The sequence below is a fragment of the Corynebacterium sp. ED61 genome, from assembly GCF_015233855.1.
GTDB lineage: Bacteria > Actinomycetota > Actinomycetes > Mycobacteriales > Mycobacteriaceae > Corynebacterium > Corynebacterium dentalis.
This window is the reverse complement of sequence record NZ_JADGIT010000001.1, coordinates 180755-202031: the sequence shown is the minus strand read 5'-3', so window position 1 is coordinate 202031 and position 21277 is coordinate 180755. Positions and strand designations below refer to the sequence as shown.

The 21277-nt window shown below is 61.9% G+C and carries 18 protein-coding genes, 1 tRNA gene and 1 other RNA gene; 16 read left to right on the top strand and 4 right to left on the bottom strand.

Annotated elements, in window-relative coordinates; all coding sequences use genetic code 11:
- The first annotated feature begins 204 nt into the window (after positions 1 to 204).
- Positions 205 to 1212: an alpha/beta fold hydrolase gene (locus IM764_RS00890; RefSeq protein WP_194186562.1), complete on the top strand. Its 1008-nt coding sequence runs from the start codon at positions 205 to 207 to the stop codon at positions 1210 to 1212.
- 218 nt (positions 1213 to 1430) lie between these two features.
- On the opposite strand, the gene IM764_RS00885 is transcribed toward IM764_RS00890, so the two are convergent.
- The gene (locus tag IM764_RS00885) at positions 1431 to 2318 is read right to left on the bottom strand and encodes a pirin family protein (RefSeq protein ID WP_194186561.1); all 888 of its coding nucleotides are present in this window, start codon (positions 2316 to 2318) and stop codon (positions 1431 to 1433) included.
- 113 nt (positions 2319 to 2431) lie between these two features.
- Positions 2432 to 5227 (bottom strand): pyruvate dehydrogenase (acetyl-transferring), homodimeric type, encoded by a 2796-nt coding sequence (gene aceE, locus IM764_RS00880; protein WP_194186560.1) that lies wholly within the window; start codon positions 5225 to 5227, stop codon positions 2432 to 2434.
- 416 nt (positions 5228 to 5643) lie between these two features.
- Here aceE and IM764_RS00875 point away from each other — a divergent pair, with 416 nt between their 5' ends.
- From IM764_RS00875 to IM764_RS00860, 4 genes are all read left to right on the top strand, one after another.
- Positions 5644 to 6087: a DUF3052 domain-containing protein gene (locus tag IM764_RS00875; RefSeq protein ID WP_099299015.1), complete on the top strand. Its 444-nt coding sequence runs from the start codon at positions 5644 to 5646 to the stop codon at positions 6085 to 6087.
- 151 nt (positions 6088 to 6238) lie between these two features.
- A tRNA-Val gene (locus IM764_RS00870) sits at positions 6239 to 6311 on the top strand.
- Between the two features lie 59 nt (positions 6312 to 6370).
- Positions 6371 to 6553 carry a hypothetical protein gene (locus IM764_RS00865; RefSeq protein ID WP_194186559.1) on the top strand — a complete coding sequence of 61 codons (183 nt, stop codon included), beginning with the start codon at positions 6371 to 6373 and terminating at the stop codon, positions 6551 to 6553.
- Positions 6554 to 6607: 54 nt separating this feature from the next.
- The gene (locus tag IM764_RS00860) at positions 6608 to 7759 is read left to right on the top strand and encodes an SURF1 family protein (RefSeq protein ID WP_194186558.1); all 1152 of its coding nucleotides are present in this window, start codon (positions 6608 to 6610) and stop codon (positions 7757 to 7759) included.
- Between the two features lie 59 nt (positions 7760 to 7818).
- Here the strand turns inward: IM764_RS00860 and IM764_RS00855 are convergent, their stop codons facing one another.
- Positions 7819 to 8328 (bottom strand): low molecular weight protein-tyrosine-phosphatase, encoded by a 510-nt coding sequence (locus IM764_RS00855; RefSeq protein ID WP_194186557.1) that lies wholly within the window; start codon positions 8326 to 8328, stop codon positions 7819 to 7821.
- Between the two features lie 187 nt (positions 8329 to 8515).
- Here IM764_RS00855 and IM764_RS00850 point away from each other — a divergent pair, with 187 nt between their 5' ends.
- From IM764_RS00850 to IM764_RS00815, 8 genes are all read left to right on the top strand, one after another.
- Positions 8516 to 9685, top strand: a complete 1170-nt coding sequence (locus IM764_RS00850) for a Nif3-like dinuclear metal center hexameric protein (RefSeq protein ID WP_370551496.1) — start codon at positions 8516 to 8518, stop codon at positions 9683 to 9685.
- 3 nt (positions 9686 to 9688) lie between these two features.
- Positions 9689 to 10411: a zinc ribbon domain-containing protein gene (locus IM764_RS00845; protein ID WP_099299012.1), complete on the top strand. Its 723-nt coding sequence runs from the start codon at positions 9689 to 9691 to the stop codon at positions 10409 to 10411.
- Between the two features lie 109 nt (positions 10412 to 10520).
- The gene (locus IM764_RS00840; protein ID WP_194186556.1) at positions 10521 to 11717 is read left to right on the top strand and encodes a bifunctional RNase H/acid phosphatase; all 1197 of its coding nucleotides are present in this window, start codon (positions 10521 to 10523) and stop codon (positions 11715 to 11717) included.
- 63 nt (positions 11718 to 11780) lie between these two features.
- Positions 11781 to 12205, top strand: an RNA gene (gene rnpB / locus IM764_RS00835) — RNase P RNA component class A.
- Between the two features lie 73 nt (positions 12206 to 12278).
- Positions 12279 to 13724 carry an RNB domain-containing ribonuclease gene (locus IM764_RS00830; protein ID WP_194186555.1) on the top strand — a complete coding sequence of 482 codons (1446 nt, stop codon included), beginning with the start codon at positions 12279 to 12281 and terminating at the stop codon, positions 13722 to 13724.
- A gap of 84 nt (positions 13725 to 13808) precedes the next feature.
- Positions 13809 to 13991, top strand: coding sequence for a hypothetical protein (locus IM764_RS00825; RefSeq protein WP_099299009.1), 183 nt, complete (start codon positions 13809 to 13811; stop codon positions 13989 to 13991).
- Complete coding sequence (locus IM764_RS00820) at positions 13957 to 14367, top strand: YidH family protein (RefSeq protein ID WP_099299008.1); 411 nt, start codon at positions 13957 to 13959, stop codon at positions 14365 to 14367. Before IM764_RS00825 ends, IM764_RS00820 begins: the two co-directional genes overlap by 35 nt.
- Positions 14367 to 14738: a DUF202 domain-containing protein gene (locus IM764_RS00815; RefSeq protein ID WP_194186554.1), complete on the top strand. Its 372-nt coding sequence runs from the start codon at positions 14367 to 14369 to the stop codon at positions 14736 to 14738. Before IM764_RS00820 ends, IM764_RS00815 begins: the two co-directional genes overlap by 1 nt.
- A 52-nt stretch (positions 14739 to 14790) precedes the next feature.
- On the opposite strand, the gene panB is transcribed toward IM764_RS00815, so the two are convergent.
- Positions 14791 to 15651, bottom strand: coding sequence for a 3-methyl-2-oxobutanoate hydroxymethyltransferase (panB, locus tag IM764_RS00810; RefSeq protein WP_194186553.1), 861 nt, complete (start codon positions 15649 to 15651; stop codon positions 14791 to 14793).
- A 120-nt stretch (positions 15652 to 15771) separates the two neighbouring features.
- On the opposite strand from panB, the gene glnA reads away from it, so the two are divergent.
- The 3 genes from glnA (at position 15772) to IM764_RS00795 (ending at position 21204) form a co-directional block, all read left to right on the top strand.
- Positions 15772 to 17112, top strand: a complete 1341-nt coding sequence (gene glnA, locus IM764_RS00805; RefSeq protein WP_194186552.1) for a type I glutamate--ammonia ligase — start codon at positions 15772 to 15774, stop codon at positions 17110 to 17112.
- 62 nt (positions 17113 to 17174) lie between these two features.
- On the top strand, positions 17175 to 20435 hold the full coding sequence (locus IM764_RS00800; protein WP_194186551.1) for a bifunctional [glutamine synthetase] adenylyltransferase/[glutamine synthetase]-adenylyl-L-tyrosine phosphorylase: 3261 nt from the start codon (positions 17175 to 17177) through the stop codon (positions 20433 to 20435).
- Positions 20436 to 20559: 124 nt separating this feature from the next.
- A complete protein-coding gene (locus IM764_RS00795; RefSeq protein WP_194186550.1) occupies positions 20560 to 21204 on the top strand; it encodes a hypothetical protein in 645 nt (214 codons plus the stop codon).
- Positions 21205 to 21277 lie beyond the last annotated feature (73 nt).

Here is a 21277-nt window from a genome sequence, read left to right as displayed (position 1 = left end):
AGCGCGCGATATGTAAAGCCCTCCCCAAAGGATCAGGAACTGTTCAGGTTTCTTGCCTGAGGGGTGGTGGGAATGCGCAGGTGGGGAGGGGGAGTGAGGTTTTTGCGAAGACGGGGCGGTTTATTGCTTTCGCGCTGGAGGCGAGGACTAGGCTGTCAGAAATACATCTAATTAGAACTGTCCACTGGATATTCTAGGAGCGACGTGAGCCTTCTCAGCCATCTTTTCGGTACCGCCCGCTTCGTCGTCCGCCGCGCCGCACATCGCCTCGCCCGCCGAGTCCCCGAAGTCCCCGAGCTGAACCACGTGGTTGCCAGCCATGTCCATTTTCCTCCCGACGCCAAACTCGTCACCAAGGAAATCCTCTCCGCCCGCCAAGCCGAGGGCGCCGAACAGCTCACCGTGGTCTTCGCCCACGGGTTTACCTTGTCCTCCCGCTCGTGGGTGTTTCAGGCTGAGCACCTGCGCGAGATTCCTAACCTGCGGATGCTGCTTCCGGACCTGCGCGGCCACGGCGAAAGCACCGGGCCCGCCGAAACGTACACAGTAGACACCACCGCCAGGGACATGCTGGAAATCATCGGGCACCTCGCGCCCAGCGGCCCCTTGCTCCTGGTGGGGCACTCGCTGGGAGTGCAGTCCGTGCTGAGCATGATGCGCCAAGCAGACTCTGACCTTGTGTCTCGGGTGCGTGGGATTGCGCTGGTCAACGGGGCAATCGGTAGTTTTGCTTCGGCGGGCGTCACGCAAATCCTGCGGTCCCTGCCCGTGCGGCTGATGCGCAAATACGGTCAGCGCTACCCGCGCGTGGCCGCCCGGGTGAAGGGGAGCGTGGACTGGGTGCTGGAGCCGTTCATCGCCAGCTTCGTTTACCACGGGGCGCTGGAAGAAGGGGAGTCCGCGCGGTTCGATGTGGTGGAGTATCACGCTGAGGAAATTGACCGATGCACAGTGACGACGGTGCTGGGTTATATGGATGACCTCATCAACCACGATGAAACCGAGGCGGCTCCCACACTGGCGGACATCCCCGGAGTGGTGATGGTGGGGCAGAAGGACAACGTCACGCCCGCTTCGCAGACGCGCGCGATCGTGGAAGAGTGGCCGAAAGCGAGGCTGCGGGACATTCCCGAGACCGGGCACATGCTGCCGGTGGAGGCGCCGGAGATTGTCAACGAGGAGTTGGCTGCGCTGATCGCGCGGGTGCGATAGGACTGGCTGTACGTCCTCTGTGCCGGTTTTCAACCGCGTGCTAACTGGCACGTGTTGCCGGCCAGAATTCACAATTTTTCCCAAACTGCTCAGGGCACTTCCTATTTCCCCAGGTGGGTGTGACGGATGTGATTAGCGATCGTGGGTTGGGGAAAGATTGTGAATCTTCGGCGCGGATCGCGGTGTGGCGGCGCAGATTTCACTTATGGAAACGCTCTCTAGCGCTGCGTGCGACGTTCTTTTGCTGAGTAACTCATTCGCCACACCATGACTGCGGCCTCATCGGTGGAGGTGAAGGTGACTGTTGATTGATCAGAGCCAAGGACTTCTGCGCGGAGAACATCGCCTTCGTGCAGTTCCCACGTTCTATCGTCACTGGTCTCGACGGAATTGACTTCGCTGTTCTCGTTGCCGGCAACCCTATTGCCGCTATCGCCCGAGTCATCGCCATTGGCTGCGATGTTTATGGTTGCCGCCACTGAGCCGGAGGCCACGAAAATGTGGGAGTAGCGGGAAAGATCCAGCTGCGAGGTGGCTTGCGCGCTCAAATAAGCGATGTCTAAACGTGCTCCAGCTGAGCCGATGTGCAGCGGAGCGAATGCTTCATCGTGCTCGCTGCCGGCTGCCACAGTGAAGAATTCTCCCGTGGCCTTACTGTGCTCGATGCTTGCCGAGAAGTCTGCTTCGCCATGGTGAGGATCAGTATTTTCCTCATCGGGTGGTAGCCACATTTGAATCACGTGCAACCGCGAACGAGATGTATATCCCGCTGCGTTGACTTCGCTATGGCTAACTCCTCGACCTGCGCTAATGGCCTGTGCATGACCGCTAGGGAGGATGATGTCTTTGCCTCCGGAATCGCGGTGACGCAGAGCTCCATCGAGCACCCATGTGACGATTTCCGCGTTGTCGTGCTGGTGCATATCGAAGCCCTCGCCAGGTGAGACGATGTCGTCATTATGGATCATCAACAGTCCCCACGAGTTATCAATCAGGTCGAAATTGCCCGTGGCACGGAAAGACTGCCGAGAATCAACGGCGGAATCCTTCCATCGTTGACGGTCTGAGGCGGGAATGAGAGTTGCGGAAACCGCGTTAGTTGACATGTCACCTATTGTACTGCGAGCGTGTCTGCTTGGCTAGCGGGTTGAGCTAGCGGGAAAGATGAGGCCGCCCACAGCCGAAAGCCAGGGCGGCCCACACCAGAAACTAGGCCACGCTACTCGTGAGGATCCAGCACTGCCGTCGGATCGGTAATCTCAAAACGCTCCGCGGCCAGCGCTGCCACGTCCCGGTCAATCTTGCCCTCCTGGGCGAGGCCGAGGAGCACGGCGACCACCACGGACTCGGCGTCGATGTTGAAGAAACGCCGCGCCGCCTCGCGGGTATCCGAGAAGCCGAAACCATCCGCGCCCAGCACTACGTACTCGCCCGGCACCCACTTGCGCAGCTGCTCCGGAACGGCTGTGGCGAAGTCGCTGACCGCTACCTTCGGACCCTCCACGTCAGCCAGCGCGGAGGCAACATATGGTGTCCGTGGCTCAGCCGAAGGATCCCGCAACTGCTCCAGCTCCGCGGCCTGCCCATCGCGAGCTAGCTCATTCCAGCTGGTCACGGAGTAGATTGCGGCGTTGACGTTGTAATCCTTGGCCAGGATCTGCTTCGCTTCGATGGCAGCCTCCATGCCCACGCCTGAGGCCAGTACTGCTGCGGTGTGCTCGGCGGCTTTGGCATCTCCCACATCGCCAGCGGAATCCAAGCCGCTGCCCACCAGCTTATCCGCAGGGGAGTAGAGGTAAATGCCCTTGAGCAGGCCCTCCACGTCCAGGTTTTCCGGCTGCGGCGGCTGGTGCACCGGCTCGTTGTAGACGGTCAGGTAGAAGATGACGTTGTCTCCGCGGTCCTCGCCGTACATCCGGTCAATGCCTTCGCGGATGATGTGCGCCACCTCGTAGGCAAATGCAGGATCGTAGGTCACCACGGCTGGGTTGGTAGAGGCCAGCACCGGCGAATGTCCATCCATGTGCTGTAGGCCCTCGCCCGTCAGCGTGGTGCGGCCGGCCGTCGCGCCGATCAGGAAACCGCGCGCCATCTGGTCGCCCGCAGCCCACACAGAATCGCCCACGCGTTGGAATCCGAACATGGAGTAGAAGATGTACAGCGGAATCATCGCCTCGCCGTGCGTGGCGTAACTGGTACCCGCCGCAATGAACGACGCCATCGATCCCGCCTCGCTAATACCCTCATGCAGGATCTGGCCATCCTTGGCCTCGATGTACGTCAGCATCTGATCATGATCCACCGGCGTGTAGCGCTGACCGTGCGTGTTGTAGATCTTCAACGTCGGGAACCAGGAATCCAGGCCGAACGTGCGCGCCTCATCCGGAATGATCGGCACCAGGCGCTTCTTGATCTCCTCATCGCGCATCAAATCCTTAAACACGCGCACCAGCGCCATCGTGGTGGCGACCTTCTGCTTGCCGGAACCCTTCAGCGCGCTCTTTATATTTTCGACGCCAGGGACCGTCAAAGGCGAGTACGTACTGCGACGCTCCGGCAAGAAACCGCCCAGCTCCTTGCGGCGCTCAAGCATGTACTGGATTTCCTCCGAATCCTCACCCGGGTTGTAATACGGCGGCAGGTACGGATCCTTCTCCAGCTCCTCATCCGAGATAGGGATGGACTGCTTATCGCGGAAGGACTTGAGATCCTCCAGGGTGAGCTTCTTCATCTGGTGAGTGGCATTCCGGCCCTCGAAGTTGTGGCCGAGGCCGTAGCCCTTAATGGTGTGCGCGAGGATCACCGTGGGCTGATCCTTGGTTTCCATGGCCCGGGCGTAAGCCGCGTAGATCTTGCGGTAATCGTGGCCACCGCGGCGCAAGTGCCAGATCTCCTCATCCGTCATGTCCTCCACCAGCTTGGCGGTGCGGGGATCCCGGTTGAAGAAGAATTCGCGGACGTAGGCGCCGTCATTGGCCTTGAAGGTCTGGTAATCGCCATCCGAGGTGTGGTTCATCACGTCCACCAAGGCACCTTCGGTGTCCTTCTTCAGTAGCTCATCCCACTCGCGACCCCACACCACCTTGATGACATTCCATCCGGCGCCGCGGAAGAAGCTCTCCAGCTCCTGGATGATCTTCGTATTGCCGCGCACGGGGCCATCCAAGCGCTGCAGGTTGCAGTTGATGACGAACGTGAGGTTGTCCAAGTTATTCAACGCGGCCATCTGGATCAGACCGCGAGACTCCGGCTCATCCATCTCGCCATCGCCGAGGAACGCCCACACACGCTGCTGAGATGTATCCTTCAAGCCGCGATCGTGCAGGTAGCGATTGAAACGCGCCTGATAGATCGCATCCATCGGGCCCAAGCCCATGGACACCGTGGGGAACTCCCAGAACTCCGGCATGCCATGTGGGTGCGGATAAGAAGGCAGGCCAATGCCCGGCTTGGAGGCCTCCTGGCGGAACGCATCCAATTGCTCCTCCGTCAGGCGCCCCTCCAGATAAGCGCGGGCGTACATACCAGGGGAGGCATGGCCCTGGAAGAAAATCTGGTCTCCGCCGCCAGCGTGGTCCTTGCCGCGGAAGAAGTGGTTCAGACCCACCTCGTACAAGGGGGCGGCGGAGGCATACGTAGAAATATGGCCACCCACACCAATGCCAGGGCGCTGAGCCCGGTGAACCATGACGGCGGCGTTCCACCGGATCCACCGGCGATAGCGCCACTCGATATCCTCATCGCCCGGGAACTCCGGCTCCATCGAGGTAGGGATGGTGTTCACATAATCCGTGGACAACAAAGGAGGAAGAGGCACCCGGTTGGCAGTGGCACGCTCCAGCAGACGCAACATCAAGTAGCGACCACGATCCGGACCCGCGGCCTCCAAGAGACCGTCCAGCGAGTCCATCCACTCCTGAGTCTCTTCCGGATCAGAATCCCGGAGGTAGGAAGCCACGCCATCGCGGATCTTCGGGAAGTTGCTATCACTGAATTGAGGGGTGTCCTGTGCCATGTGATGGCCCTCCTTATACGGATGAAAGGTAGGTGGTTAGCGGTATTGCCCTTTGGTGAGCGAAATGCTGCAATATGCTGGTCAGCGTTCGATGGCCTAATTGCTGTTCGAGCTAACGAGTAGGACATGTTTGCTGCCAATAGTTGTGGCACCCACATTACGCCAGGGCCAAGACACTTGGTGGGGCAAAGCGAGGATCAGTTCCCAACAGAAACCCTCCCAACTGGAGAACAAACCGGCACGTCGACAAAGCGAAACACCATTGCGGAACAAGGAATTATGTTAGGTTGCACACAGAGCAAGGCCGTGTGAAGTCTGGCGTCGATTTGCCACCGCAGCATTAACGCGTAAACATCTAGGACGTGACTACACACAAAACGGCGACCATCACCGCAAATGAAAGGCAAGAAACACCAGTGGGCAACGCTTCGGGTACCGCTCCCGAGAAGGATCGAGACCAAGAAACTCCCGATTGGGCGGATCTACTGTGCGTCACTGCAGACGATGTCATCCAGGAAATCGGATGGGACGAGGATGCTGATTCCAGCATCAGTGAAGCGCTAGAGGACCTCATCGGCAGCCCGCTGCTGGAAGAGGGCACGGACGAGCTGGTGGACGTAGTTCTGCTGTGGTTCCGTGAAGAAGATGGCGACGTTGTTGATGGGTTGGTTGATGCCACCCGCAGCCTCGGTGAGGACGGACGTATTTGGTTGTTGACGCCAGCAGCCGGCACTCCAGGGACCATCGAGCCGGGAGTGATTGCGGAGTCCGCTCAGCTGGCAGGGCTGGTGCAGACCAGCTCCGAGCGCTTGGGTGACTGGCAGGGCGCGTGCTTGGTGACGTCCGGCACGAAGCGCTAGTTAGTTTTGCGCGCTGAGCTGGGGGCTGGTTGGCTGAACTTGCGCCCCGGTTTGCTGTTAATCGCGTGAGTGAAATGCTCGTTGAGCTGGGGTTTTCTTAAAAGTTAATGAGCGTGCTACTCTAATCAGCGCTGCCGAATACGGCATGTGCGCGCCTTTAGCTCAGCTGGGAGAGCAGCTGGTTTACACCCAGCAGGTCGGCGGTTCGAGCCCGTCAGGGCGCACGGTACCCAGAAGTTTGGGAAGTCCCGCTTGCGAGAGATCGTGAGCGGGACTTTTTGCTGTGTCTACCGGATTGCTGGGCGAGGGGGTGCTTGTGGCCGAAGACCGCCATCTCATTAGTTCACATGCATGGAGCTGGTGGTTTATTGGAGTGATGGCGGTGAACCTCGCGGTTGTCGTCGGAATAAATTGGTACTTCAACAACAAGAGGAAGCAACAACAGCCCACCACCGCGCCCCACTAACCACCTACTCAACGAATCGGAGCTGTCCTAGGCGGCTGATAAGTTGGGGGTGTGATGAATGAACCGAAACGGCGACAAGGGTGGAAAGCCTTCCTGACCCCCGGCTGGGTACTCACAGCCGTGCTGGTGCTGACTTTCACCTACTTCGCGTTCACATTCCTCGGCCCTTGGCAGCTGAACAAGGGCGAGCAGAAGAGCGCCTTCAACCATCGCCTCGAAGCCGCGATGCAGTACGATCCCGTGCCCGCCGCCGAGGTACTCCCGCGCGACGGCTCCTCCGCCGGGCTGGAGAAGGAATGGACTCACGTCCAGCTGCAAGGTCGCTTCATCACCGACGCCGAGGTGTTGCTGCGCAACCGGCCCGTATCGAGTTCGCCGGCGTTTCAGATCCTCACCCCTTTTCAGACCGAAGCCGGCCAGACGATACTCGTCAACCGCGGATGGGTCCCACCGGTGGAGGGTGCCGATGTTCCGGAGATCCCGAATCCTCCCGCAGAGGATGTCACGGTGACTGGGTATGTCCGGATGAGCGAGGCCAAGGCGAATACGCCACCCACTCAGTCGCAGGGGTTCACGCAGGTCATGGGTATCCACACTGAGACCATCGGGGAGGAAGTGGAGCCAGAGCTGGAGGCTGCTGGTGCGTTGTCCAGTGGGCAGGAGACTCCGCTGGTGGAGGAGTACATTCAGCTGGACGAGGTGTCCGTGGATGCGATGAATGAGCAGGATTCCTCAGACGCCACCATTAACGCCATTCCGCTGCCGCAGTTGGATAACGGCCCGCACCTTTCGTATGGCATTCAGTGGATCACCTTCGGCATCGCGGCCCCTGCGGCGTTGATCTGGTTTGGCTACTCGGAGATCCGCGAGCGGCGTCGGGAAAGGCAGGAGATTGCCGAGGCCGAGACGGCGAAGGGAGTGATCGGTGCTGGCGTAAACCCTGGTGGTGCAGATTCCACTGGCGCAGAAGCGGGTGAAGCGGAGCGGGAAGCTGCTGGCAGGGTACAAGAGCAAGTCTCCGCTAAGCGTGAGCAGAACAATCAAGCCCCTGGCACAACCGAGCTGAACAATTCCAAGAAGAGTAAATCCAGCGTCGAGCAAGCCGTGGAGGAGAACAGCGCCGAGCGCAAGCTCGCCGATCGTTACGGCGGAACCCGCTCCCGCTTCGAGGAGCGCCGCTCCCAAAAGCGCGGCGAGCGCTTCTAACCCCCGCTTTGAAACAGGCCAAGGTAGCTACACCAGCCTAGCCTCCACAGACAGCGCAGCTACTTACCCAGCAGCTCGCGCATAACCCCCGGCACGGCAGCCTCGATCTGCTCCGCGGCCTCGGTAAACGCGGCCTCGTCCTCGTAGTACGGATCCGCCACCTCGGGGGCCTCCATCGAGTGCAGGCCTTCGGGATGAGCTTCGGGATTGAAGGATTTGGCGTCGAACGCACGGAACAAGAAAATACGATTCGCATCCACGCCAAGATTCCGCAACCCACGCACATGGCCGCGATCCATCGCCAGGAACACATCCGCGTCCTCGTGTTCTGGGCCGAACTGTGCGGCGATGTGCTGCGAGCCGTCGTAGCCTTGCCGCTTCATCTCGGCGATGGCGCGCTCGTCGGCGTGCTGGCCAATGTGATAGCCCGCCAGCCCGCAGGAATTGACGGTCACGTCGCCAATCCCGGCATCCTGAAGCGCCGCATTGAGCATCACGTCACCCATCGGCGAGCGGCAGATATTGCCCGTGCACACCACCGTGATCTTTCGAATCTGCTGCTCAGCCATAGTTTGCCCCTTCCTTCGTGGTCTGTGTCCCTTGCGCAGCCTACCCGAGTGCCCGGTGGCGCTCCCGTGTCCTCCTTTTCTTCTGAGCGCCAACCTCGTCCCCACGTGCGCTCCCCGCGTTGTCTCGCGAATGGCTAGGGTGGACGGGGATTGTGGGAACTGAATAATTCAAGGTCAGGAGTGATCCGTGCCAGCCAATAACAGCACCGCGACCGTGGGGGACGTCATCCGCGTGATGGAGCGTGCCTACCCGCCGTATTTGGCGGAATCGTGGGACGCCGTGGGTTTGATCTGCGGCGACCCCGCCGAATCTGTGGAATCGGTGGTGTTCGCGCTGGATTGCACGGACGCAGTGGCAGACGATGCGATTGCGCGGGGCGCGGACATGCTGATCGTGCACCATCCGCTGCTGATGCGCGGGGTGAATTCCGTGGCGGCGAATACGCCGAAAGGGCGGATTGTGCACAAGCTGATTCGCGCTGGTGTGGCTCTGTTTGCGGCGCACACGAATGCGGATTCCGCGCGGCCGGGTGTCAATGACAAGTTGGCGGAGCTGCTGGGCGTGACTCCTGGGGCGCCGCTACGGCCGATCGTGGATGAGCTGGATAAGTGGGGATTCACGGTGCCCGCAGAGAGCGCGGAGGCTGTGAAGGACGCGGTGTTCGCGGCCGGTGCAGGAACGGTGGGGGATTACACCGAGGCTGGTTTCGAATTCGCGGTGACGGGCCAGTTCCGCCCGGGCGAGGGCGCGGATCCCCATATCGGTTCGCGCGGCGAGCTGGAGCGCGTGCAGGAACTGCGCGTGGAATTTGTGGCCCCGCGACGCGCCCGGGAATCCGTGCGGGCGGCGCTGGTGAAGGCGCACCCTTATGAGGAGCCCGCGCTGGACGTGGTGGAAACGCACTCCGGCACTCGCGAACTGGGCGAAAAAGACTTGGGCATCGGGCGCGTGGGTGAGTTGGATCAGCCGATGACGCTGCGCGAGTTCACTGAGCGCGTGCGCACCACGCTGCCCGCCACCACCTGGGGAGTGCGCGCCGCGGGTGATCCCGAGGCGATGATCCGTAAGGTGGCTGTGGCAAGCGGGGCAGGGGAAAGCTTCCTCGGCACCGTGGCGAAGATGGACGTCGACTGTTTTGTGACCTCCGACCTGCGCCATCATCCCGTGGACGAGCACCTGCGCGCCGGTGGCTGCGCCGTCATTGACACCGCCCACTGGGCTAGCGAATTCCCGTGGTGCAACCAAGCCGCTGAGGTGGTGGCACGCGGACTAGAGGCCGAGTCAATCCCCGTTGATACGCACGTACTGGACATCAGGACCGACCCGTGGACAATCCACGGACAGGGAGACGAGTAAACCATGCATTGCTCTACAGACGACCGACGCCAGTTGGAAACCCTGCTGGCCAGCAACCAAGAACTGTCCGTCCTGCAAGCGCGCCTGGATACCCTCGACGAGCGCGAGAAGCTGGAACACCTCAAAGCCGAGCAGATCAAGGCGCGCAATGAGCAGGTGCGCAACCGCGCGGCGGGCAACGAACACCGCACGGACGTGTTCCGCCTGCGCCAGGAAGTGGCCAAGCTCAAAGAGCGCGAGCGCGATGATCGCGCCACGCTGAGCACCGCGACCGACCGCGAGCAGCGCAGGGACCTCAAGCACGATCTCAGCACCACCTTGGCCAAGCTGGAGGATTTCGAAGATCGCCTGGAGCGGGCAATCCGCACCGCGGAGTTCTTCGACGGCAACGAGTCCGAGCAGCCCGATGCCTACCAGGCCAAAATCCGCGAAGCGGAAGACAACGTGCAGCGCGCGGAGAATGCCCTGCGCGCGGACATGGACGCCGCTACCGCTCGCGTTCAATCCGCCCGAGAGAACCTGGATGACAAAGTGCTGGCAGCCTACGACCGCGGAGTGGAAGAGCAGGGAATTGGCGCTGCGTGGCTCAAAGGGCGCATGTGTCAAGGCTGCTTCATGGAGCTGGACCCAGCCTCGCTGAAATCCATCCAACGCACGCCCGCAGACGAACTTCCGCAGTGCCCGGAATGTAACGTGTTACTGCTGGTGTACCGCGAAGACGAGTAATTTTTGCGTTACCCGTTGGGCGCCCACTGAGCGCTCAACGAGCGCCCATCGAGGATTCACACACGGGACACCCACGAAACACAGCACATAAGGAAAGGCGATAGGCACAATGCGACTTCGGTTGGAAGCTGACGGCGGTTCACGAGGCAACCCCGGACTCGCAGGCGCGGGCTCCAGCATCGTCGACCCCGCCTCGGCCATCGCAGGGCATAAGACCGAGCTGGCCTGTCAGTGGGAATACATCGCCAAGGCTACCAATAACGTCGCCGAGTACCACGGCGTGGTTAACGGCCTGATGCTGGCCAAGACCGTCGCCGAGCGTGCCGGGCACTCCCCATCCGAGACCACCGTGGACGTGTTCCTGGATTCCAAGTTGATTGTCGAGCAGATGAGCGGCCGATGGAAGATCAAGCACCCAGACATGAAGCCCCTGGCCCAGCAGGCCAAGGAACTAGAGCGCGAGTTCGCATCCGTGAACTACACCTGGGTGCCGCGCGCGCAGAATAAGCGCGCGGATGAGCTGGCCAATCGCGCCATGGATGACAAAGAATCCGGCATCTACTTTGCAGAGCCCGAGGAGCAGGACGAGACACCTGCGCAGGCTTCAGGGGACAAGGCTGTGGGGGAGGAGGTTGGCGTCGAGAAGGAAGAAAACACAAAGGAAACCTCCGCCGACTGGCACGGCGGCACCCAGCCCGCACGCTTCCTCCTGCTGCGCCACGGCGAGACCGAAATGAGCGTGTCCAAGCAATTCTCCGGCCTCTCCGACCCAGCGCTGACGGCCAAGGGCGAGTGGCAGGCGCGCCGGGCGGCCGAGTACGTGGGCGCGCGCGGAAATATCGCCGCCGTGCTCAGCTCGCCGCTGGGCCGAGCGCAACAAACCGCACGCGCCGTCGCAGATGCGCTGGGCACAGACGTGGTCACCGATGACGGCCTCATCGAGATGGACTTCGGCGACTGGGAAGGCAAGACGTTCACCGAGGTGCGCGCCGAATACCCCGATCAGCACAAGAGTTTCTTTTTCGACGCCAACTCCTGCACCCCAGACGGGGAATGCATGGAAGATGTCTACGAGCGGATCCAGGGGGTCATGGACAGGTTGGCCAGTGATTACGCCGGGCAGAACGTGGTACTGGTCAGCCACGTCACCCCGATCAAGGCCATCCTCCGCTACGCGCTGGGCGTAGACGCGACGATGTTCCGCACCCTGCACCTGGACCTGGCGGGACTGTCCATCGTGGAGTTCTACGGCGAGGGAAAAACTGTGGTGCGGCGTGTCAATGACACGCACTACCTCGAGGGCTAAAACCGAGACGGCACTCACGGGTTTTCGGTGATGGGCCAGCGCGCAGGTAGAGTAAGCACCTGCCGAGAAGACCGGGTGGTCGCGGCGAGCTGGAACCAATCCCACGCTGGGATGAGGCCGCACGTCGAGGAAAGTCCGGACTCCACAGAGCACGGTGGTTGCTAACGGCAACCCAGGGTGACCTGCGGGACAGTGCCACAGAAAACAAACCGCCCGCTTCGCGGGTAAGGGTGAAAAGGTGCGGTAAGAGCGCACCAGCACGCCAGGTGACTGGGGTGGCTAGGTAAACCCCACCGGGAGCAAGGTCAAGTAGTTGCACGGCTCGTTCCGTGCGGCTGAGTTCCAGAGCTGCTCGCTTGCTGATGAACAGGTAGACCGCTTGAGGTGCCCAGCAATGGTGCGCCCAGATGGATGGCCGCCTCGCGCTGAGGACACCTTCGGGTGGAATGAGCGTAGGACAAAATCCGGCTCATAGGTCTTCTCGGCGTTCAAAACTTCTTATGCTCAAACTTCTGCGCTTGGCGCAGCGCGCTGGCAGCCCAGTTGTGCCACTCTGGAGCAATGAAACTCTTCGCCGCCGAACTGGACTTCCGCGCAATCGCTCGGGAATTCGACCTGCCAGAGACCTTCCCTGAACAGCTCCACTCAGAGGCCATCCTGGCAACGGACAGGTACCCAGACGGCAGACGTGACCTGCGCGAGGTGGAGTTTGTCACCATCGATCCGCCCAGCTCCATGGACTTGGATCAAGCGGTGCACATCGAATCTTGGCAGGCAGACGGTGTTGCGGGCGCAGGTTCCGGCGCGCCGGGTTGGCGCGTGCGCTATGCCATCGCCGACGTCGGGGCCTTCGTGGAACCAGGTTCCGCCCTCGAAGACGAATCCATTCGCCGCGGGCAGACGATGTATCTTCCCGACGATCCCGTACGCCTGCACCCCGCGGAGCTCTCCGAAGGCAATGCCTCGCTACTGCCGGACCAGGACCGGCCCGCCGTGGTGTGGGACATCAACGTGGATGCCGATGGAGAAATCCACGACTTCACCGTCTACCGCGCGACCGTCCGTAGCCGCGCAAAGCTGAACTACGAAGGCGTGGAGGCAGACCGCCTGGCAGGCACGCTGCATCCCTCGATCGCACTCTTGCCGGAGTTAGGCGAGGCTCGGCAGCGCTCGGACTTGCGACGGGATGCGGTGAACCTGCGCTTGCCCTCGGTCTCCGTGGAAAAGAGCCACGATGAGCAGGCCGAATACCAATTGGTCATCGAACCGCGCCAGTTGATGAATGACTACAACGCGGAACTGTCTCTGCTGGCTGGCATGTGTGCAGGCCAGATGATGGTTAAAGTAGGCAAAGGCATCCTGCGCACCCTGCCACCGGCCAGCCCCAAGGACATCGCCAAGTTCGATTCCGCCGCCAAAGCGCTGGGCTTCGAGCGCGGCAACAAGAGCGTTGGCGAGCTCCTAGCCAGCATCGATGCCTCCACCCCGCAGGGAATGGCTTTGATGCGCGACGCCCAGAGATTGCTGCGTGGGGCTGGCTATGTGGCGTTTGGGATTGCTGGCGTCGAAAATAAAAACGAAACGTCCATCCACGCCGGAATCGGCGGCCACTACGCCCACGTCACCGCGCCGCTGCGCAGACTGAGCGACCGATTCGCCACGGAAATTTGCCTAGCTATCGCCGAAGAACGCGAGGTGCCAGCGTGGGTGGCCGAGCGCGCCGATGAGGTCATCGAGGCGATGAAGCGTAGCACGCAGCTGGCCAACCAAGTGGACCGGGCGTGCATGGGCCTGACCGAAGCGGTGGTGCTGCAGCCGTGGGTGGGGCAGAACTTCTCCGCCGCAGTGATGCATAGCAGTGGCAAGGGCGCTGATATTTTCGTCAGCGAGCCGCCCGTGATTGCGGACTGCCAAGGGAATCCGGAGGAGGCCTCCCAGACGGCGGTCACCCTGATTACCGCAGATCCGGAGACCCGGACCGTGGAGTTCGCCTGGCCCGCGGACTAGGTGCGGGACTTGGGATTAACTAAGTGTGGGAGGGGCGGGGGACTAGCCACGCGAGAGCCCGCACAACTGTGGTAGGAAAGTTCTATGACCGATAGATGGTACTTTGACACCGAAACCGGCGAAGTTACTCAGGGCCAGGTTGGCGGCTGGGAATCCCGCATGGGCCCGTACGACACCCGTGAAGAGGCTGCTCACGCCCTCGAAACCGCACGTAAGCGCAACGAAGAGGCAGATGCCTACGATCGCAATGAGCTCGGCGAGGACTAAACCGGCCAAGCCTTCCCGCTCGTGGCTAGCGCGCACGCTGCTGCCCACGGGCTCTGAACCCGACCCTCGCTTCACCCTCGCCAACGAGCGCACGTTCCTCGCCTGGATACGTACCTCGTTGGCGTTTTTAGCGGGCGGGATCGCTCTTGAGGCCTTCCGTTTGCCCAACGTCCCCAGCTGGCTGTGGAGCGGCGCGGCAATATTAGTACTGCTGGTGGGCATGTTCATTGCCCTGGGTGCGGCGGTGCGTTGGGTGCGGGTGGAACGCGCGATGCGGGAATCCCGCGCGTTGCCAGTGCCGGGCATCGTGCCGTTTCTCTCCGGCGTGGCAGTGATGGCCACCGTCACCGTGCTCGTGGTGGTGCTGGCCTACTAATGGCTGATTCTCGTTCTCCCTCTCCGGCCGATCCGTCCAGGGACATCTCCCTGCACAGCGACCCGGGCCTGCAGCCCGAGCGCACCACGCTGGCCTGGACCCGCACCGTGGTGGCGATGCTAGTGGTGGGCGCGGTGATGCTCCGATGGGCGCACTTGTATGGCTCGGCCGTGATGCTGGTAGCTGGGGCGTTGTGTGCGCTGGCCATCTTTATCGTGGCGACGCAAAGGCGGCGCTACCAGGGTGGATGCCGAGGAATTGTCCGGGGGAGAGCTGACCCGAATGTTGGATCCGTGGTGGCCTTGACGGGATCCTTGCTGCTGCTCGGTGCCGCCGGGCTGGTGTTCGTGCTGGCGGACGCGCTGGGATAGCAGATTTTTTTGGGGGGCTAGCTGTCTTGGACTCGCGCTGGGTTGGCCAGCGCTAGCTGTTGAAGGTGTGTTCCTCGGCCGGGAATGTGCCTTCTTGGACTTCTTTCTTATACGCCGCAGCGGCGCGGGTGAGTACCTCGCCCACGTTGCCCCACTGCTTGGCGAACTTGGGGCGGTGCCCATCCTCTGGGAATGCGACCATGTCATGCCACACCAGAACCTGGCCGTCACAATCCGCACCCGCGCCGATGCCAATGGTTGGTACGGGACATTCTGCGGTGACGCGCTTGGCGACGTCGGACGGAACCATCTCCATTAACACGATGTCCGCGCCGGCCTCCACCACGGCCTGCATATCCGCGATCAACTGCTCGGAGCCAGCCCCGCGCCCCTGCACCTTGAAGCCGCCCAAGTTGTTGACCGACTGCGGGGTAAAGCCAATGTGCGCGCACACCGGAATGCCCGCGTCCTTGATGGCCTTGATCCGTGGCGCGATGCGCACACCGCCCTCGAGCTTCACGCAGTGCGCGCCCGAGCGGTGCAAAATCTCCGTGGAACTGCGCACGGCCTGCTCATCAGAGGCCTCGTAGCTGCCGAACGGCAGATCCACCATCACGAAAGCTTTATCCGCACCGCGCACCACTGCAGCGGCGAGGTAGCACATCTCATCCATAGAAATATGAGAGGTGGTGGGGTAGCCAAATACCACGTTGGCAGCGGAATCGCCGACCAGCAGCACCTCCACGCCTGCGGCGGCAAACGCCTTGGCGGTGGAGTAATCGTAGGCGGTCAGCATGGCAAAAGGAGAGTCCGAACCCTTGCGAGCCTGCAGGTCCGTCAAACGAACCTGCTTGGTGGGCTCCATGTACCCGACGGGCGAATTATCAGAACGGTCAGCCGTGTTCTCAACCATGCATTCATAGTGCCAGAACCGCGGACACGTCACGGAATTGAGGCCAGCCAACCCCATTCATCAGCCCGGCAGATGGCAAGTCCGCCCGCGTTGTCGCGGGACTCTCTACAATGGAAAACCATGAATCGCCAGCAGGAATTTGTGTTGCGGACCATCGAAGAGCGAAACATCGGTTTCGTCCGCCTGTGGTTTACGGATGTCCAAGGCTTCCTCAAGTCTGTGGCCGTGGCTCCCGCAGAGTTGGAAGGTGCCTTTGAAGAGGGAATTGGCTTCGATGGCTCGGCCATCGAAGGCTTCTCCCGCGTCGCAGAATCAGACACCATCGCCAGGCCAGATCCCAGCACGTTCCAAATCCTGCCGTTCCAGTCAGACCGCGATGGTAGCCTATCTGCCCGCATGTTCTGCGATATCACCATGCCGGATGGCCAACCGTCATGGTCGGATCCGCGGCAAGTCTTGCGTCGACAGATGAACACCGCCGCAGAGATGGGCTTCACCTGCTACGTTCACCCGGAAATTGAGTTCTTCCTGGTGCAATCCATCGAAACCGGCGGGCAACCACCGGTGCCCACGGATACGGGCGGGTACTTCGACCAAGCCGTCACGGACGAGGCCCCGCACTTCCGCGCGGATGCCATCAATACCCTGGAGCGCATGGGCATCTCCGTGGAGTTCTCCCACCACGAAAACGCCCCCGGCCAGCAGGAAATCGACCTGCGCTTCGCGGACGCCCTGTCCATGGCTGATAACGTAATGAGCTTCCGCTACATCATCAAGCAGGTGGCCCTGCGCAACGGCGTGCGCGCTACGTTCATGCCCAAGCCGTTCCAGGAATACGCGGGTTCGGCGATGCACACGCACATGTCGCTGTTTGAAGGCGATGAAAACGCCTTCCACGATCCGGATGACGAAACCCGTCTGTCCCTGACCGGCAAGTCATTCATCGCGGGCATCCTGCATCACGCCTCAGAGATCTCCGCGGTCACCAATCAGTGGGTCAACTCCTACAAGCGCATTTCCACTGGTGACGAAGCTCCTCGTTCGGCCGCGTGGGGTGCTGCGAACCGCTCCGCGATGGTCCGCGTGCCGATGTACACGCAGAACAAGTCCGCCTCCCGTCGCGTGGAAATCCGCACCCCGGATTCCGCCTGCAACCCGTACCTCTCTTACGCCGTGCTGCTGGCCGCTGGGCTGAAGGGCATTAAGGAAGGCTACGAATTGGCAGCGGCCGCCGAGGGCGATATTGCGCTGATGACCGCCCGCGAGCGCCGCGCTGCCGGATTCAAGGACCTGCCGCAGGACCTGAGCTACGCCCTGCGCGAAATGGAAAACTCCGAGCTGGTGGCCGATGCCCTGGGCGAGCACGTCTACGAATACTTCCTGCGCAACAAGTGGCGCGAGTGGAACAACTACCAGTTGCAGATCACTCCGTGGGAGCTCAAGAACAACCTTGAGTTCTAGCCCCTTCGTCTTCGAGTATCCCCCCGCGTCAGTACAGCGTTTAGTTTGTGAAAGGCTCCAGCATGGATCGTCCACGGTCGTCCCGCGCCAGAATTCCCTCCGCGAAGACTCTGGGCCTGACCAGACCGCGTGCGCAAGACGATCTCAACGACCTCGGGTGGAATACCGAGGAGCACGTGGGGCTGCTGCGCACTCTGGGCGCCGCTGGCAATCCTGACCTGGCCTTGAATAACCTCGTGCGGCTGGTGGAAGCCCTGCGCGAGCGCGAGGATAATGACCAGTTGGCCGCCGTTTCTTCCTTGCCGTCCGTGGGTAAGGATGTGCCTTTTGCCGACGCCACCGCGGACACACTCATGGCCGCGCTCAAGGATGATGCCGAGTTGCGTCGGCGAGTGATTTCCCTATTCGGCGCATCCAGCCTGCTGGGAGACCACATAGTGGCTCACCCCGAGGAGTGGGTGAGCCTGTCTCTCCCTCTGCCAACTGCGGGCGAGATGACGGACACGATGCTGGACAGCGTGGGCGCTGTGCGGGTCGACGAAGTCTTGGCCATGGATGAATTCGCCGAGTTCAAGGACGATAACGGCGAGAAGGCTGTGGAACCTGCGGGGGAGAAGTCCCGCACGTATCGCGCTCGCATCATCGGGCATGAGGCGGACGTGGCGATGCGCGATGCCTACCGCACGCTGCTGGCGCGCATTGCCGCCATCGATTGCAATGGCACGTTCATCGTCAACCGGGATGACGAGCCAGACCGGCTGCCGTTTGTGACCCTGGGGCAGCGTTTGGCTGATGCTGCTGATGCTGCGCTGACCGCAGCGCTGGCCGTGGCGTGTACCACTGTGTACGGAGGTCCGGACGATGAGGACCGCAAGCCACCGGCGCGCTTGGCCGTGCTGGCGATGGGCAAGTGTGGCGCCCGCGAGCTGAACTACATCTCTGACGTGGACGTGATCTTCGTGGCCGAGCCCGCCGATTCCCGCGCCACGCGCTGGGCCGGCGAGTTCATCAACATCGGCACGCGCGTGTTCTTCGAGGTGGACGCGGCCTTGCGCCCCGAAGGTAAGCAGGGCGCGCTGGTGCGCACCTTGAGTTCCCACAAGAAGTACTACGACCGTTGGGCCAGCACCTGGGAGTTCCAGGCGCTGCTCAAGGCCCGGGCCATGACGGGCGACGTAGCGCTGGGCGAGAGGTACGTGGAGACGCTGGCGCCGCTGGTGTGGAGCGCCTCCGAGCGGGAAGATTTTGTCTCCGACGTCCAGGCGATGCGCCGCCGAGTCATTGAAAACGTCCCGGATAGCATCCGTGCCCGCGAGCTCAAGCTGGGCCCTGGTGGCCTGCGCGACGTGGAGTTCGCCGTGCAGCTGCTGCAGATGGTGCACGGACGCACGGACGAATCCCTGCGCGTGCGCCCGACCGTCGCCGCGCTGAAGGCCTTGATGAAGGAAGGCTATGTGGGTCGCGATGACGGCCAAAAGCTCATCGCCTCCTATGAGTACATGCGCCTGCTGGAGCATCGGCTGCAGCTGCAGCGCCTCAAGCGCACGCACACCTTGCCGCCCAAGGATGAGCTGGAGGCTCTGACCTGGCTGGCGCGCACCTCCGGGCATCTCCCGCAGGGCATGAATACCTACGCTGAGCAGCTGGAAGACGACGTACGCCGGGTGGGCGTGCAGATCCACCAGCTGCACTCCAAGCTGTTCTACCGCCCATTGCTGACCAGCGTGGCGGCCATGAGCGAGGACACCATCCGCCTGACGCCAGACGCGGCCAAGCGCCAGCTGGCCGCCCTGGGATACGAGAACCCCAACCGCGCCTACGAGCACCTGTCCGCCCTGGCCGCAGGGTCTTCCCGTAAGCAGAAGTTGCAGGCCATCATTTTGCCGACGCTGTTGGAGTGGCTCGCCCCGACCGTTGATCCCGACGCCGGGCTGCTGGCCTACCGTCGCCTCTCCGATGCAGCCTCGGAGAAGCAGTGGTTCCTGCGGCTCCTACGCGACGAAAACGTGGTGGGCCAGCGACTGATGTTCTTGCTGGGCACGTCGCCATACTTGGCGGAACTGTTGCTGAACAGCATCGATACCGTCAAATTGCTCTCTGACGGTGCCACGGGGCCTAAGCTGATCAAGCGCGACGCGGCCGTAGTAACGCACTCGCTGGTGGCCGCCGCGGCTCGCCACTGCGACCCAGACAAGGCTATCGCGGTGGCTCGCTCGCTGCGGCGCGCCGAGCTGGCACGCGTGGCTGCCGCGGATTTGCTGGGCTTCATGGATATTCAGGATGTGTGCCTGTCCCTGTCCCTGGTTTGGGATGCCGTGCTGGAGGCCGCTTTGCAAGCGGAAATCCGTGCCTGGGAGGACAAGCATGATCAGAACGCGCCCGCCCGGATCAGCGTGATTGGCATGGGCAGGCTCGGCGGAGCCGAGCTGGGATACGGCTCGGACGCGGACGTGATGTTCGTGGCCGAACCCGTGCGCGAAGAGGCGGAAAACTTGTCCGATGAGGAGTTTGACGTCGGAAAAGAGGATGCGGACTCCACAACGAACAAGGCCATGAAGTGGGCGGCCATGATCTGCGACTCCATCCGCACGCGCCTGGGACGGCCCTCCCAGGATCCGCCGTTGGAAGTGGACTTGGACTTGCGGCCTGAGGGGCGCAACGGTGCGATTGTCCGGACGATGAAATCCTACGAGCGCTACTACCAGCAGTGGGGCGAGACCTGGGAGATGCAGGCGCTGCTGCGGGCCACGTGGATTGCCGGTGACAAGGACTTGGGCATCAGCTTCCTACGCATGATCGATAAGTTCCGCTACCCAGAAGGCGGCGCTACTGACGAGCAGGTGCGAGAAGTGCGCCGCATCAAGGCGCGCGTGGATGCTGAGCGGCTTCCGCGGGGCGCGGACCGCAATACCCACACCAAGTTGGGGCGTGGCGCGCTGACGGACGTGGAGTGGACCGTTCAGCTACTGACCATGCAAAACGGGCAGGTCAGTGAAGGGTTGCGCAACACTTCCACTTTGGCCGCGCTGCAGGAGATGGCCGCAGCAGAGCTGATTAGCGAGGCGGACGCGGAAGTATTGCGCGAAGCGTGGATCACCGCGACGAAGGCTCGTAACGGCATCGTGCTGGTAAAGGGCAAGCGCAAGGATCAGCTGCCGACCTTCGGCAAGCCGTTGGCGCAGGTGGCTGCAGCATCGAACTGGGATCCCACGGAATCGCAGGAATTCCTGGATGACTATTTGAAGAAGACCAGGCGTGCGCGCAAGGTGGTGGATAAAATCTTCTGGGGTGAAGACGTGGTCCACGACTATCGTGAAGACTAGCCTTCTGTGCGGAAATAAGGCTATACTAACCTGCATTCGGTTCCGTGGATCACGCTCAAGAATCTGCACAATGATTGTGCACGGCCGATCCCGCACAACAACGATGAATGGAGGTGCCGCACACATGAGTGCAGTGGAAGAGTCCCCGCGCCACATCGACGTGGCACCGCTGGTCATCGAAACCGCTGGCACTGTCCGCGAAGTCCTGCACCGCTCACCCCTGTGGGAACGCATCACCAACGGCTCCATGCCCTTCGCCGGGCGCGCATCCTACTTGGAACAACACTGGGAAGGACTGCGCGTGCTCCTCGGTGCTGTAGAGCAGCTTGAGGCACGGACCAACGGTGTGGCAGAAATGCGAGACACCCTGCGGGAGACTACGGACAAGATGGGTAGTGCGTTGGACCGCTCGCACGCTACAGCCCGCTGGCGCGAGCACCACGTGACCATGCCCTCCATGCTGCAGTTCCGCCGTAGAGTCACGGAGATCACCGAAGCGGATGACGTGGTCAGCCTGTTTGCCCACTGCGCGGTACGTCTCGCGGCAGTCGGAGCTTGCCCCGTGCCCAGCACCACCGGCGCAAGTATTCCCCGCATCACCGTGGTCCGCACGGAGGAGCAGGAAGAGCTGTTTGCCGAAGAACTTTCCGCCGCGCTGATCGGGCTGCTGGCTCACGGAAGCGACGTGTGCCGCGCCTACCAAGGCCAAGAGCGCGCCCGCACCTGTGCAACCACCGCCGCGATGATCCGTAACGCACTGCGTGGTTAATCAGAGTAAGGCCTAGTCAGGCGCCTGTTTTCACCCCACTCCGGACACTGTCTCGCTGAGGAGTAAGGTGCCT